Annotated in this window: 12 protein-coding genes and 1 pseudogene; 4 read left to right on the forward strand and 9 right to left on the reverse strand. The window is 65.7% G+C overall.

The window, feature by feature from the left end:
• Positions 1–81: 81 nt before the first annotated feature.
• The 5 genes from QSV46_RS31495 to topA all read right to left on the reverse strand — a co-directional run bounded on the left by QSV46_RS31495 (position 82) and on the right by topA (position 7983).
• Positions 82–1407, reverse strand: a complete 1326-nt coding sequence (locus QSV46_RS31495; RefSeq protein WP_314960779.1) for an LLM class flavin-dependent oxidoreductase — start codon at positions 1405–1407, stop codon at positions 82–84.
• 232 nt (positions 1408–1639) lie between these two features.
• Positions 1640–2389, reverse strand: coding sequence for an NUDIX hydrolase (locus QSV46_RS31500; RefSeq protein WP_314960781.1), 750 nt, complete (start codon positions 2387–2389; stop codon positions 1640–1642).
• A gap of 31 nt (positions 2390–2420) precedes the next feature.
• On the reverse strand, positions 2421–2861 hold the full coding sequence (locus tag QSV46_RS31505) for a DUF983 domain-containing protein (protein ID WP_314960782.1): 441 nt from the start codon (positions 2859–2861) through the stop codon (positions 2421–2423).
• Positions 2855–5212 (reverse strand): ribonuclease R, encoded by a 2358-nt coding sequence (gene rnr, locus QSV46_RS31510; protein ID WP_314960783.1) that lies wholly within the window; start codon positions 5210–5212, stop codon positions 2855–2857. Before rnr ends, QSV46_RS31505 begins: the two co-directional genes overlap by 7 nt.
• 8 nt (positions 5213–5220) lie before the next feature.
• Positions 5221–7983, reverse strand: coding sequence for a type I DNA topoisomerase (topA, locus tag QSV46_RS31515; protein WP_314960785.1), 2763 nt, complete (start codon positions 7981–7983; stop codon positions 5221–5223).
• A gap of 226 nt (positions 7984–8209) precedes the next feature.
• On the opposite strand from topA, the gene QSV46_RS31520 reads away from it, so the two are divergent.
• Positions 8210–8449 carry a hypothetical protein gene (locus tag QSV46_RS31520; RefSeq protein ID WP_314960787.1) on the forward strand — a complete coding sequence of 80 codons (240 nt, stop codon included), beginning with the start codon at positions 8210–8212 and terminating at the stop codon, positions 8447–8449.
• Between the two features lie 194 nt (positions 8450–8643).
• On the opposite strand, the gene QSV46_RS31525 is transcribed toward QSV46_RS31520, so the two are convergent.
• On the reverse strand, positions 8644–9111 hold the full coding sequence (locus QSV46_RS31525) for a helix-turn-helix domain-containing protein (protein ID WP_314960788.1): 468 nt from the start codon (positions 9109–9111) through the stop codon (positions 8644–8646).
• A 121-nt stretch (positions 9112–9232) separates the two neighbouring features.
• Between QSV46_RS31525 and QSV46_RS31530 the strand changes: the two genes are divergently transcribed.
• A complete protein-coding gene (locus QSV46_RS31530; protein WP_314960789.1) occupies positions 9233–10006 on the forward strand; it encodes an SDR family oxidoreductase in 774 nt (257 codons plus the stop codon).
• Between the two features lie 205 nt (positions 10007–10211).
• On the opposite strand, the gene QSV46_RS31535 is transcribed toward QSV46_RS31530, so the two are convergent.
• Entirely contained in the window at positions 10212–10820 is a 609-nt protein-coding gene (locus QSV46_RS31535) for an FMN-dependent NADH-azoreductase (RefSeq protein WP_314960791.1), read from the reverse strand.
• Between the two features lie 83 nt (positions 10821–10903).
• On the opposite strand from QSV46_RS31535, the gene QSV46_RS31540 reads away from it, so the two are divergent.
• Complete coding sequence (locus QSV46_RS31540) at positions 10904–11314, forward strand: helix-turn-helix domain-containing protein (RefSeq protein WP_314960792.1); 411 nt, start codon at positions 10904–10906, stop codon at positions 11312–11314.
• Here the strand turns inward: QSV46_RS31540 and dprA are convergent.
• Positions 11311–12448, reverse strand: a pseudogene (gene dprA / locus QSV46_RS31545) (DNA-processing protein DprA). The gene QSV46_RS31540 and the pseudogene dprA overlap by 4 nt on opposite strands.
• Positions 12449–12539: 91 nt before the next feature.
• Here dprA and QSV46_RS31550 point away from each other — a divergent pair.
• Positions 12540–13784, forward strand: a complete 1245-nt coding sequence (locus QSV46_RS31550) for an amidase (RefSeq protein WP_314960794.1) — start codon at positions 12540–12542, stop codon at positions 13782–13784.
• Here QSV46_RS31550 and QSV46_RS31555 read toward each other — a convergent pair.
• Positions 13776–14942 (reverse strand): patatin-like phospholipase family protein, encoded by a 1167-nt coding sequence (locus QSV46_RS31555; protein ID WP_314960796.1) that lies wholly within the window; start codon positions 14940–14942, stop codon positions 13776–13778. The two genes, QSV46_RS31550 and QSV46_RS31555, sit on opposite strands and share 9 nt — an antisense overlap.
• Between the last annotated feature and the right edge of the window lie 32 nt (positions 14943–14974).

A 14974-nucleotide genomic window follows, 5' to 3' on the forward strand; every position in this document is an offset into this window, starting at 1 on the left:
CCAGCCAGCATGGTGAATCAGAAATACACTGATTTGGGAATCCCAAATCGATTCAGACTAAACTCATCCCGCTTTAGAAGATCACGCCTCGAAGAACCGGTTTTTCGGCCGCGGCAAACCCAGATTCTCCCTCAAAGTGGCCCCTTCATATTCTTTGCGGAAAATCCCGCGCCGCTGCAGCTCCGGCACGACCTTGTCGACGAAATCGTCGAGGCCGGCGGGCAGGAACGGGAACATGATGTTGAAGCCATCGGAGCCACGGCCGACCAGCCATTCCTCCATCTGGTCGGCGATGCTCTTGGCCGTGCCGACGAAGGACAGCCCGCCATAGCCGCCGACGCGTTGGGCGAGTTGGCGCACGGTGAGTTTTTCGCGCGCGGCGAGGTCGACCATGCGCTGCCGGCCGCTCTTGCTGGCGTTGGTCTCGGGGATGTCGGGGAGAGGCCCGTCCGGATCGAAACCTGACGCATCGGTGCCCAGGATGACCGAGAGCGATGCAATGGCGCTGTCGTAATGCACGCGGCTGTCGAGCAGCGCGCGCTTCTCCTTGGCTTCATCGACGCTGTCGCCGACCACGACGAAGGCGCCGGGGAGGATCTTGAGATGTTCGGGGTCGCGGCCGACTTTTTCCATGCGGCCCTTGATGTCGGCATAGAGTTTTTGGCTGTCGGCAAGGCTGCCGCCGCCGGTGAAGACGGCTTCCGCCGTCTCGGCCGCGAGCTGCCTGCCATCTTCGGATGCGCCCGCCTGCACGATCACCGGCCAGCCCTGCACGGGCCGCGCGATGTTGAGGGGGCCGCGCACCTTGAGGTATTTGCCCTTGTGGTCGAGCACATGCATCTTGGCGGGATCGAAGAACAGGCCTGATTCAACATCGCGCACGAAAGCGTCGTCGGCGAAGGAATCCCACAGGCCAGTGACGACATCGTAGAACTCGCGGGCGCGCTTGTAGCGCTCGGCGTGCTCCATGTGGTCGTCGAGACCGAAGTTGAGCGCCGCGTCCGGGTTCGAGGTGGTGACGATATTCCAGCCGGCGCGGCCGCCGCTGAGATGGTCGAGCGAAGCAAAGCGCCGCGCCACGTGATAGGGCTCGTCGAACGTGGTCGAGCCCGTCGCGATCAGGCCGATCCGCTCGGTCACGGCCGAGAGCGCCGACAGCAACGTGAACGGCTCGAACGAGGTCACGGTGTGGCTGCGCTTGAGCGCGTTGACCGGCATGTTCAGCACGGCGAGATGATCGGCCATGAAGAAGGCGTCGAACTTGCCGGCCTCGAGCTTCCGGATCAGCCTCTTGATCTGGCCGAAGTTGAAATTGGCGTCCGGCCAGGCCCCGGGATAGCGCCAGGCTGCGGTGTGGATGCTGATCGGGCGCATGAAACCGCCAAGCTTGAGTTGCCGTTGTGCCATCGCCCGGTATCCGTTCTTTGTGTCGTTCGGGAAGACATAGGCACGCCCGGGAACTCCGCCATCGGGGGAGGCGGGAAGATTATTTTGTTTTTCGATGCGTCCTCAGCACGTTCGCGTCATCCCGGGGCGCCGCGCCGGGGGCGAGCGCGGAAATCCATCGGGCTGCAGAGACGGTTGATAAATGGGCTCGCGCTACGCGCGCCCCGGAATGACGGGAGAGAACTGATGCTGATCAGCTCAAAATATCCTTCTGCATCCTGCCGCCGTAGAAATGGAAGAACGGCACCGGCGCATCGTGGCGGAGCGGGCCGGTGGCAAGGCGGGTGTCGAGCTCGTTGAGCACGTTGCGCGTCATCGGATGCAGATCGGCGAGCGGCTTCGAGCCGAGCTCGACCCAGACCAGCTCGACCAGCTCCGCATCGGCATGGATCACGCCGTCGACGCTGTGGGCGATCGCGGAAGCGTCCGCCGTGAAGAAGCGCGTGTCGAACCGCTTGACGCGGCCGGGCGGGGTGATCGCACGCGCGATCAGGAACAGGCTGGACGGGTCGGGCAGCAGGCCGGCATCCGCAAACGGCTTCCAGGGGCCGTCGAGCTTGGGCACCTTGCCCTCCGTCTTGCGCCCGAGGCAGAGGCCGGTCTCCTCGCAGGCCTCGCGGATCGCGGCGATCGCCAGCGACTTTGCACGCGAGGGCGGCGTCTTCGGACTGCCTTTGGCGAGATTGGCTTCCAGCTCCGCGGTGATGGGCGCGGCACAGGGCACGCGATAATCATCCTTGTCGACACGGCCGCCAGGGAAGACGAACTTTCCCGGCATGAACACCACCTTGTCGTGGCGCTTGCCGACCAGCACTTTCGGGATTGTGCCGCTGCGATCGACCAGGATCAGCGTCGCCGCATCCTTCGGGCGGAAATAGGGATGATGGTCGGCTTCCTTGCCCTCGTGGATCTTCGCTTTTTCCGCCTGCGCCGTATCCGTCATGTCCTCACCAAACCACTTTTGCTTATTTTCCTTACACCGGCGGAATACCATCCGGCGGGTTCTCGTCAAACCCGTGCATGCGCAGAGCCCATTGCAAGCCGACCACGGCTCCCTTCACCGGCTGGAGCAGCGCCAGCGAGGCGACGAAGGTGAAGGGTAGATAGGCCGCGAAGCTGATCCAGACCGGCGTGGTGTAGTTGGTCTCGATCCACAAAATGGCTGGCACCACGATGTGGCCGACGATGACGATCACGAGATAGGCCGGCAGATCGTCGGCGCGGTGCGGCGTGAAGTCGAGGCCGCATGTCGAGCAATTGTCCGCGGTCTTCAGGAAGGCGCGAAACAGCTTTCCCTCGCCGCAACGCGGGCAGCGGCCGCGAAAGCCGCGCTTCATCGCTGTCCAGACGTCGCGCTTCTCGACGAGGCCGCTCTCGCGCGTCCAGATTTTTGCGGCCGTGTTCGTCGTCACCATGCCTTGCCCTTCTGCCCCTTACCTTTTCCCTTGTTGTTGCCTTTGGTCTTCTTTGCCTTGCCGGATTTTGGCTTCGACGGCTTGTGTTTTTTCGCCGGGCTGCGGCCGGGCTGCGCCTTGAACGAGGGGCGGCGTTGCGGACCGGATGGCCTGCGGCCCCGCGGCGCGGTTTCACTGTCCGACGACAGCAGCTCGAAGCGCAGCGCGCCCGCGACGGGCGCAGCCTCGATCAGACGGACGTCGACGACGTCACCGAGCTGATGCATGGTGCCGCTGCGGGTGCCGACCAGCGCGTGGCGGCCCTCGTCATAGTTGAAATATTCCGTGCCGAGGGATCGGATCGGGATCAATCCGTCGGCGCCGGTATCAGTGAGCTTGACGAACAGGCCGGCGCGCGTGACGCCGGAGACGCGGCCCTGGAAGGTCGAACCGATGCGGTCGGCGAGATGATGCGCGATCAGGCGGTCGACGGTCTCGCGCTCCGCCTTCATCGCGCGCCGCTCGGTGACCGAGATGTGGGCTGCGACTTCGCTTAAGGTTTCCGGCGTCTCGCTGTCGGGCAGGGCGCCTTCGCCGAGGCCGAGCGCGCGGACCAGGGCGCGGTGCACGACGAGGTCGGCGTAGCGGCGGATCGGCGAGGTGAAATGCGCGTAGCGGCGCAAATTCAGGCCGAAATGACCGTAATTCTCCGATGAATATTCCGCCTGCGCCTGCGCGCGCAGCACCACCTCGCTGACCAGCGGAAAGTGATCGTGGCCTTCGAGCTGGGCCAGCACGCGGTTGAACAGCGCAGGGCGTAGCGCACCTGATTTGGCAAAGGGAACGTCGAGCGTCTGCAAGAACTCCGCGAGCGCGTGGACCTTCTCCAGCGTCGGCTCGTCATGCACGCGGTAGATCAGCGGCAGCGACTTCTTTTCCAGCATCTCGGCCGCCGCGACGTTGGCGAGGATCATGAACTCCTCGATCAGCTTATGCGCATCGAGCCTGTCAGGCACGATGACGCGATCGACCGTGCCGTCGCTCTTGAGCAGGATCTTGCGCTCGGGCAGATCGAGATTGAGCGGATCGCGCTCGTCACGGGCACGCTTGACGCAGGCATAGGCGGCGTAGAGCGGCCTCAGGATCGGATCGAGCAGGGGGCCGGTGGTGTCGTCGGGCCGGCCGTCGATCGCGGCTTGGGCTTGTGCGTAGTTCAGCTTTGCGGCCGAGCGCATCAGGACGCGGTGGAACGTGTGCGAGCGTTTCCGCCCGTCCGGGCCGATCACCATCCGCACCGCGAGCGCGCCGCGCAGCTCGCCTGGCACCAGCGAGCAGAGATTGTTGGAGATGCGTTCGGGCAGCATCGGCACGACGCGGTCGGGGAAATAGACCGAGTTGCCGCGATCGAGCGCGTCGCGGTCGAGCGCAGTACCCGGCCGCACATAGAAGCTCACATCGGCGATAGCGACATCGACGATGAAGCCGCCCCTGTTGTTGGGATCAGGATCCGGCTGCGCATGCACCGCGTCGTCGTGATCCTTGGCATCGGGCGGATCGATGGTGACAAGCGGGACGTCGCGCCAGTCTTCGCGGCCCTTCAGGGTCGCCGGCTCCGCCGCTTCGGCCTCACGCTCGGCCGCGGGACGGAATTGCAAGGGGATGTCGTGCGCGTAGATCGCGATCAGGCTGATCGCCTTCTCCGACTTGACCGAGCCGAGCTTCTCCTTGACGCGGCCGGAGGACAGGCCAAAGGCGCGCGAGCGGATGATGTCGACACTGACGAGATCGCCGTCCTTCGCGCCGTGTGCGTCGGCCGCGGCGATGTTCAGCTCGCGGTCGGCGGACTTCTTGTCGACTGGGACCAGCCGCCCGCCGCCTTCGGGTAGCTCACGAAACACGCCGAGGATGCGGCTTTTGGCCTTGTCGAACACCTTGATGATGTGGCCGCGATAGGCCGGGCCTTCGCTCTCGTTGGTCGGCTCGACGCGCAGCAGCGCGCGGTCGCCGATTCCGGCTGCGGTGCCAGGCTTCGGCCGGCGCGGCATTGCAATGAGGATCTTTGGCGGCTCGCCGCTTTCGACCTCGTCCCATTCGGTGGGGCAGGCGATCAGCTCGCCGTCGGCGTCGCGGCCGGTGATGTCGGCGACCAGCGTCGACGGCAGGCTGTCCGGCTCGGAAATCTTGTGGCGTTTTTTCTTGATGGTGCCATCGTCGGCGAGCTCGCGCAGCATGCGCTTGAGCTCGACGCGATCGGCGTTCTTCAGGCCGAACTCGCGCGCAATTTCGCGGGTCCCGACGTTTCCATGATTTGCCTTGATGAAGGCGACGATGGCGCTCCTGTCGGGAAAGCCACGGTCATTCTTGCGTTTCACTTAACCTCTTAAGTCGTGCCGGCACTCTTCTTGGCCGGAGCTTTGGCGGCCGCCGCCTTGGTCGGCGACGTCTTGACTGCCGAAGTCTTGGCGGTCGACGACACGGCTGCGCGCGCCTTGCTGGTTGATTCGGTTTTCGATTTGGCCGCGGCTTTCTTCGCGGCCGGCTTCTTCGGCTTTGGCGCGGCGCCATCGCCGTCCGCAGCCTTCTCCGCAGTTTTCTTGGCCTTGGCGGGCTTCGCCGCCTTCTTCGGCTTCTTGCCGCCGCCCTTGGCCGCGCGCTCGTCGATCAGCGCGATCGCCTGAGGCAGCGTGATGGCGTCCTTCTCGATGTCGCTCGGAATCGTCGCGTTGACGCCGCCGGCCGTGACATAGGCGCCGTAGCGGCCGCCCTTCACCGTGACGGTGCCGAGGGTCGGATGGTCGCCGATCGCCTTGCCGGGATCCGCACCGAAGCGGCGGCTCGGGCCCTTCGCGACCTTCTCCGCGATCAGCGTGACGGCGCGGTTGAGGCCGATGTCGAACACCTCGTCGCCGGCCTCCAGGCTGGCATAGGTCTTCTCGTGCTTCACGAACGGCCCGAAGCGGCCGAGACCCGCCGTGATCGGCTGACCAGTCTCGGGATGCTTGCCGATCTCGCGCGGCAGCGACAGCAGTTTCAGCGCAAGATCGAGCTCGATATCGCCGGGCGAGGTGCCCTTCGGGATGCCCGCGCGCTTCGGCTTCTCGCCTTCCGCATAATCCTTTTGCTCGCCGAGCTGGATGTAGGGGCCGAACCGGCCGGCCTTGACCCAGACATCGCGACCGGTCTCGGGGTCCTGGCCGAGCGAACGATCGGCCGTCGCCTCGCCGTCGGCGGCGAGCTGGCGGGTGTAGCGGCATTCCGGATAATTCGAGCAGCCGACGAAGGCGCCGAACTTGCCGGCCTTGAGGTTGAGCCGGCCGTTGCCGCAGCTCGGGCATTGCCTGATGTCGCCGCCATCCGTGCGCGGCGGATAGATGTGCTGACCCAGCATGTCGTCGAGCACGTCGAGCACCTGGGCGACGCGCAGATCCTTGATCTCGTCGACGGCACCGATGAAGCCGGTCCAAAAGTCCTTCAGAACCTGCTGCCAGGAGATCTCGTTGTTGGAGATGCGGTCGAGCTGCTCTTCCAGATTGGCGGTGAAGTCGTATTCAACGTAGCGGGCAAAGAAGCTTTCGAGGAACGCGACCACGACGCGGCCCTTGTCCTCGCCGTGCAGGCGCTTCTTCTCCAGCTTGACGTAGCCGCGGTCCTTCAGGACCTGGAGGATCGAGGCATAGGTCGAGGGACGGCCGATGCCGAGCTCTTCCATGCGCTTGACGAGCGATGCTTCCGAGAAGCGCGGCGGCGGCTCGGTGAAATGCTGGGTGACGGCGAGCGACTGCCGCTTCAGGGCGTCGTTCGGGCTCATCGCGGGCAGGCGGCGGGAGTCCTCGTCCTCCTCGTCGTCGCGGCCTTCTTGGTAGAGCGCGAGAAAACCGTCGAACTTGACGACCTGGCCGGTGGCGCGCAGCTCGAGCGTGCGCCCGCCGACCTTTGCCGTGATGTCGACCGTCGTGCGTTCCAGCTCGGCCGATTCCATCTGGCTGGCGATGGTGCGCTTCCAGATCAGCTCATAGAGTCTGGCCTGATCGGCATCGAGCTTGCGGCTCATGCTGTCCGGGCGGCGCGACATGTCGGTCGGGCGGATCGCTTCGTGCGCTTCCTGGGCGTTCTTGGCCTTGGCCTGGTACTGGCGGGGCGCATCCGGCACGTAGGCGTTGCCGTAATCCTCGCCGATCACCTTGCGCGCCTGGGTGATCGCCGACGGATCGATCTGCACGCCGTCGGTCCGCATATAAGTAATGAGTCCGGTGGTCTCGCCGCCGATGTCGATGCCTTCGTAAAGGCGTTGGGCGATGCGCATCGTGTGCGCCGGCGCGAAGCCGTATTTGCGGCTGGCTTCCTGCTGCAGCGTCGAGGTGGTGAAGGGCGCCTGCGGATTGCGCCGCGCCGGCTTCGCATCGACCGCGGTCACTGCGTAGGCGGCTGCTTCCAGCGCCTTCTTGAAGTCTTCGGCTTCCGCGCCGGTGCCGATGTCGAGCCGCTGGATCTTCTTGCCGTCGGCACCGACGAGACGGGCCTCGAAGGCGTCGCCGCGCGGCGTCAGTAGGGTCGCGATCAACGACCAGTATTCGCGGGCGACGAACTTCTCGATCTCGAGCTCGCGGTCGCAGACGAGGCGCAGCGCCACCGACTGCACACGGCCGGCCGAGCGCGCGCCGGGCAGCTTGCGCCACAGCACGGGGGAGAGGGTGAAGCCGACCAGATAGTCGAGGGCACGGCGCGCCATGTAGGCGTCGACCAGCGCGCCGTCGATCTGGCGCGGATTCTTCATCGCATCCGTGACGGCCTGCTTGGTGATGGCATTGAACACCACGCGCTCGATCTTCTGGTCCTTGAGCGCGCGCTTCTCTTTCAGCACCTCCAGCACGTGCCAGGAGATGGCTTCGCCCTCGCGATCAGGGTCGGTCGCCAGAATCAGGCGGTCAGCGTTCTTCAGGGACTTGGCGATGTCGTTGAGCCGGCCGGCCGCCTTGGGGTCGACCTCCCAGATCATCTTGAAATTGGCGTCCGGATCGACGGAACCGTTCTTCGCCGGCAAGTCGCGGACATGGCCGAACGAGGCCAGAACCTCGTAGGACGAGCCCAAATACTTGTTGATCGTCTTGGCTTTCGCCGGCGACTCCACAATGACGATATTCATGTAGTTCCAGTAACTTATGGGAAAATCTTAGGCCGAATTCGAGAAGATTCGGGTCGGCCGTTTCGAACCGAACATGGGTGGTGAGGCCCCCGCTGTCAAATCGAGGGGTGTTGAAAGCCCCCGGAATGGGAAAAGTTTCATATCGAGAAAGTTGCGAAATACCACCTTGGAGTTGTGGCTGGTGTCAGCGTAGAGTTTCCCCGGGCATGGATTCGGGTGGGGTCTGGTGACAAAGCCAGGAAAGAAACGGGCGCGCGCCGCATCAGGTGCGCCGGGAGGCTCGCGCAACGAGGAACCGGGGGAGGGCGGCGTCGATGAGGCCGTCGCCTTCATCGCCGAGCAGGTCGGGGCATTGCGCAAGCTCGCCGAGCGCCACAAGCTCGACGTGCTGCATTATCTACTGGGCATGACCAAGCTGGAGGCCGACGAACATTTGCGGCTGCGGAGCAAGCGCAAGCTATCGTGAGCGCACCCGGCCAGTAGCAGACCCGTCATCCCCGCGCGAGCGCGTAGCGCTCGTCGCTGGAGGCGCGAGTGGCGCGATGCAAAGCATCGCGCCGGGAGCCTCGAAGGATGAGCGGCCGGGATGCAGCCGGGCCGTCGTCCTTCGAGGCCAGGACGAGCACCTCAGGATGACAGTCAAAGATTTGAGGAGCGCTCTCACACCGACCGCCGCCGCTGTGCCGGCCGCGGCTTCAGCGTGGTATCGGCTTGCGTCAGCAATCGTCCATCCTCTGCGCGCAGGTCCAGCTTTCGCACGGGCCGGCCTTTCGCGCGATCGACCAAGATGGTCGCGATCTCCTCCGGGCGATCGTCGAACTCCTCGCTCCATTGCCGGAGCGCGACCAGAATCGGGAAGGTGCCGCGGCCCTTCGGCGTCAGCACATATTCCTGGTAGGCGCTGCCATCGGAGGCGGGGGCGGTTGCCAGAATGCCGTGGTCCACGAGTGAGCGCAGGCGCACCGACAGAATGTTCTTGGCCATGCCGAGCTTGGTCTGAAACTCGCCGAAGCGGCGCAGGCCGAACAGCGCTTCGCGGATGATCAACAGCGACCACCAGTCGCCGATCGCTTCCAGCGATCGCGCAATCGGGCAGGCATCGCCCTCGAAGCTCGTTCGTTTCACCATCGTCCTGGTCCTGTCGCGTTTGCACGATCTCGGCGGCGATCACGCCCTTGTGTGGTTGCATCATAAAACCATATGCCCTAGATGGCAACCTGGTTTTATGATGCAACAACTGGAGGCAAACGTGAGACTGAAGAACAAGACGGCACTCATTACGGGCGGCAATAGCGGCATTGGCCTGGCGACCGCGAAGCTGTTCGTGGCCGAGGGCGCGAAGGTGATCATCACCGGACGCAACAGGGAGACGCTGGAGGCGGTGGCGAAGGAACTCGGGCCGAACGCAATCGCGCTGGTTGCCGATGCCACCGACATCGCCGCCACCGAAGCTGCGATCAAGAAGGGCGCCGAAAATTTCGGCAAGCTCGACATCGTGTTCGCCAATGCCGGGATCGCCGGCGGCACGCCGCTGGGTTCAGCGACGCTCGAGGTCTTCCAGAAGGTGATCAGCACGAACCTCACCAGCGTGTTCTTCACCGTTCAGTCGGCGCTGCCCTATCTGAACGACAACGCCTCGATCATCCTCAACGGCTCGGTGATCTCGGTGCTCGGCATTCCCGGGTACTCGGCTTACGGTGCCGCGAAAGCCGGCGTGCGCGCGATGGCGCGGATCATGGCTTCAGAACTGTCGCCGCGCGGCATCCGCGTCAACGTCGTTGCGCCGGGCGCGATCCGCACGCCGATCTGGGGCGCGGCGACCGCAACGCCGGAAGCCGAGAAGGCGTTCGAGAAGCGCATTGCGCTGACGACGCCGCTCGGGCGCATGGGCGAACCGGATCACATTGCGAAGACCGTGCTGTTCCTCGCCTCCGACGATGCCGCGCACATTCAGGGCCAGGAGATCTTCGTCGACGGCGGCGCAGTGGCTTCGCCGAGCGGCGCGCCGATCTATCGCGGCTGATCACGTGAAGTGAAAATTGAATCGGTCGGCGCGGTTGCGCCGGCCGGTTTCCACGCTTTGCGAGATGTATTTCCTGAGGCCTTGGATATGCGTTGAACCTTCGCACGCGCTGCCGTCATCCTCGATATGCAGGGCGCGTGGTTCGAGCTCGCTCGATCTGTCAGCCGCCGCCGATCTCCGGCAGCGGCTGTCGTACCCGTGAGCCTTACGCTGCGCGCAGGCTGGTAGCGGCCTGAAGCGCGCCGGCCAGCGCCTTCTCGCGATGCTCCGGTCCGACCTGGATGCCGTCGGCGACGATGAATTCGGGGCTCGTGATACCCATGAACGCAAGCACACCGCGCAAGTATGTTTCGAGATGCTCCAGCGAAGCGGCCGGCGTGCCTGCGCCATAATGCCCGCCGCGCGAGATCGCGACGATCACGCGCTTGCCGCCGGCAAGGCCCTGCGGTCCGTTCGCGTCATATTTGAACGTCTTCCCCGCCACCAGGACGCGGTCGATCCAGGCCTTGAGCTGGCTCGGAATGGTGAAATTGTACATGGGTGCGCCGATCACGACGATATCGGCGTCGAGGAACTCGTCGAGCACGGCCGCGCTCGCGGCCAGATCGGGACCGAGTTCCGCCGGCGCTGGCGCGCCTTGCGCGGCGGCGAGGTGGGATCCGGAGAGATGGGCGAGCGGGGTCTGGGTCAGATCGCGATAGGCGATGTCGAGCGACGGTGTCGCTTGGCGCAGCCGGTCGACGATGGCGGCGGAGACCTGCCGGGAGACGGAGTGGGGGCCGAGGACGCTGGAATCGATATGGAGCAGTTTCATTTGGGATCACCCTGGTATAAGTTTGTAACCAGAGCTACATGAGTGACTATCGAAAACCCCGCAAGAACGCACCTTTTTGAGCCATGGACACATCCCTGACACCGACGCACACCGATTTGCCTGCCGCGGCCAAGCCCGATCCTGATCATGCGGACTGCCGCGGGGTCGCATCCGTGCTGTCCCGCGTCGGCGACAAATGGAGCGTGTTCGTGATCATGATGCTCGGCGACGGACCCAAGCGCTTCAATGAGCTGAAGCGCATGATCAACGGCATCTCGCAGCGGATGCTGACCCTGACGTTGCGCGGGCTGGAGCGCGACGGCCTCGTCACCCGCACGATCTTCCCGACCATCCCGCCGCGCGTGGACTATGAGCTGACCGATCTCGGCCGCGGGCTGTCGCAGCCGGTCGAGGCACTCGGCAAATGGGCGATGGCGCATCTGCCTCAGATCGAGGCTGCACGAACGCAATTCGATCAGCGTAACGACGGCTAAAGCAGCGACACCAGTCCACCGCCGTGGCGTTCAAGCCGGCCGGCAAGCTCCAGCTCCAGCAGGACGGTGCGCACGATCGCGGGCGAGGCGCATCCGCACGAGGTCGTCGATCGAGATTGGGACGGGGCCGAGCAGGCCGGTGATCTGGTCGCGGTCGTGCCCTTGCGGATCGCTCTCGAACGGCTCGCTGTCGGGCTCGCCTGCGGTGTGCATCGGCGGCCGCTCCATGATCGGCGCGACCGCGTTGATGATGTCGGATGCTTCCGTGACGAGCGTTGCGCCCTGCTTGATGAGATCGTTCGTGCCTGCGGCGCGCGGGTCGAGCGGTGAGCCCGGCACCGCGAACACCTCGCGGCCCTGTTCGGCGGCCATGCGCGCGGTGATCAGCGAGCCGGAGCGGTGCGCCGCCTCCACCACGACGACGCCGAGCGCGGCGCCCGAGATCAGCCGGTTGCGGCGGGGAAAATCGCGGGCGCGCGGCTCATGGCCGAGCGGCATCTCGGAGATCGCCGCGCCTTGCTGATCGAGGATCGAGGCGAGCAGATCGCCATGCTCGGGCGGATAGATGCAGTCATGCCCGCCGGCGAGCACGGCAACCGTGCCGCTTGCGACGCTGGCGCGATGCGCGGCCTGGTCGACGCCGCGTGCGAGCCCGGAGATGACGATGAAGCCGGCTTCGCCGAGTTCGCGGGCGAGCTGGCCGGCAAATTTCAGCCCGGCTCCGGAGGCGTTGCGCGAGCCGACGATGGCGATCATCGGCCGCATCAGGGTTTTGGTGTCGCCACGCACGGCGAGCAGCGGCGGCGCATCGTCGATCATCGCCAGCCGTGCCGGATAGCCGTCTTCGCCGGGCGCGCGCCAGGCGATGCCGGACCTGCGGCTCGCGGCGAGCTCCGCCTTCGCTTCATCCGCGCTGCAGATGCGCCCCGATCGCTGTGCACCGCCGCGGCGCGCCAGATCGGGCAGCCGCTCCAGCGCGGCGCGCGGGCTGCCGAAATGATCGACCAGCGACCGAAACGTGCGCGGCCCGACATTGTCGGAGCGGATCAGCCGCAGCCGGTCGATCCGGTCAGCCTCGGTCAGCTCCATGCTGGGATTGATGGCGTCCACGGCGTCTCCTTGCAGGCACAGCATGGAACAACCTGAGGGCGTTGCGCAACAGTGACGTGTGCTTGTGCGGTCTCGTAGCGATGTTAAAAGCGATGCCAATAAGAAGGGTTTTGCCATGATCTCACTCGCCGACCTCCAGCGCCGCATTGAAGCGGGCGAACTCTCGCCCGATGACGCCATCGCCCAGTCGTACGCGGCGATCGAGGCCAAGGAGAAGGACGTCCGCGCCTTCGTCCGCCATGACAAATCCGCCAAGGCGCAAGCCGCCGGCCCGCTGCGCGGCATCGCGGTCGGCATCAAGGACATCATCGACACCGTCAACATGCCGACCGAAATGGGCTCGGAGATCTATCGCGGCTGGCAGCCGCGTTCGGATGCGCCGGTCGTGATGATGCTGAAGCGGGCGGGCGCCACCATCATCGGCAAGACGACCACCACGGCGTTCGCCTCGCGCGATCCAACGCCGACGCTCAATCCACACAATCTCGGCCATACGCCGGGCGGCTCGTCCTCGGGCTCGGCGGCGGCCGTCGGCGCCGGCATGATTCCGCTGGCGCTGGGCACCCAGACCGGCGGCTCGGTGATCCGGCCCGCCGCCTATTGCGGGACGGCGGCGATCAAGCCCTCGTTCCGGATGCTGCCGACGGTCGGCGTGAAGTGCTATTCGTGGGCGCTCGACACGGTCGGCCTGTTCGGATCGCGCGCCGAGGATCTCGCGCGTGGACTTTTGGCGATGACCGGCCGCAGCGAATTCTCCGGCATCGTCCCGGCGAAGGCGCCGCGCATCGGCGTGGTCAGGCAGGAGTTCGCCGGCGCCGTGGAGCCGGCCGCCGACGAGGGATTGCAAGCCGCGATCAAGGCGGCGACGCGCGCCGGTGCCAGTGTGCAGACCATCGATCTGCCCGAGGCGGTGCAGGAGGCGTGGCGCATCCACCCCATCATCCAGGATTTCGAGGCGCATCGCGCGCTCGCCTGGGAGTTTTCGGAGCATCACGACGAGATCGCGCCGATGCTGCGCGCCAGTCTCGATGCGACCGTCGGACTGACGCCGAAGGACTATGACGAGGCCCGCCGGATCAGCCGTCGCGGCCGCCGCGAGCTCAGCGAATTGTTCGAGGGCTTCGACGTGCTGCTGACTTATTCGGCGCCCGGCACACCGCCGGCCAAGGAGCTCGCCTCCACCGGAGACCCCCGCTACAACCGTCTCTGGACGCTGATGGGCAATCCTTGCGTCAACGTGCCGGTGCTGAAGGTCAATGGCCTGCCGATCGGCGTGCAGGTGATCGCGCGCTTCGGCAACGATCCCGGCGCACTCGCGGCGGCGTGGTTCCTGGAGGATGCGCTGGCGAAATCAGGCTAGCGCGGGTTCGATGGCCGGCAGGGCGCGTTCGGCCTCGATGCCTGCCGTGTCTTGCCCGAGCCAGCGCTCGGCGGCCGCGCGGCCGCTCCGATGCAGCGTTCGCATGAAGCCGCGGCCGAGATCGGTGGACGAGCGCTGCGCCAGGCCGTCAACGGAATCTTCGGCTGCAATCCTGGAGAGCCGCAGCGAAGGCGTGGCGTGCGCTTGCGCCCATTCGATCGCCGCAATCTCGGCGTTGAGCGCGGCATTGGCTGCGATCTGGTCGAGCCGGCGGTCGATCGCGGCGAGCGTGATCGGCACGTAGCCGTCGCGCGCGGGCGTGACCTGAATGAGCAGCAGGTCCGCGGTCATCGATTCCTGTGCCAGCTTGATCAGCGGCGGATTGCCGCCAAAGCCGCCGTCCCAATAGGCTTCGCCGTCGATCTCGACGGCGCAGTGAACCAGCGGCGGGCAGGTCGAGGCCAGCGCGACGTCCGCGGTGATGGCGTCATTGCGAAAAATCTGCTGCTGCCCGTCGCGGATGCGCGTTGCCGCGATCAGGAGCTTTGGCGACTTCGCCGCACGCAGGGCGGCAAAATCGATGTCGCGGGCCAGCGCCTGCCGCAGCGGATCGAGATCGAACGGATCGAACTGGCCCGGGCGCAGCGTCGGCCCGAACGCGACCGAGCTTCCCGCCGACGAGAATCCGCCGACCAGCATCAGCGAGCGGAACGAGGCCTCGTGCATCAGGCGGACCCAGAACCGGTTCAGCCGCGCGCGGGCGGCTTCGCGGCCGCCTTCGGCAAGGCCGCAAGCGAGCAGCAGCGCGTTGACGGCGCCGGCGCTGGCGCCGCTGATCGTGTCGATCTCGAGATCGGGCTCTTCCAGCAGCCGCTCCAGCACGCCCCAGGTGAAGGCCGCAAAGGTGCCGCCGCCCTGAAGCGCGAGCGAGAGTTTTTGCGGCGGCCAGTATCCGGGGCGCGCCCGCACAACAGGCCTGGCCGCAGTTACGACCGGAGCCGGAACGACGCGAGCGGGTGTCGGCACGACGGGAACAGGCTCCGGCGCGGGAAGCGGCGAGGGCGCCTCGGACCAGATGTTGGTGGTCGAGAGCAGCCGGCTTGCCGCAGTGCCCTGCAAGCCGCTTTCATGATGCGTGCCGACAATCGTTCCGCTCATTCTGAGCAACCGCGTAGCGCCATTTCCTCGAT

Source organism: Bradyrhizobium cosmicum, assembly GCF_032290525.1.
Lineage (GTDB): Bacteria > Pseudomonadota > Alphaproteobacteria > Rhizobiales > Xanthobacteraceae > Bradyrhizobium > Bradyrhizobium cosmicum_A.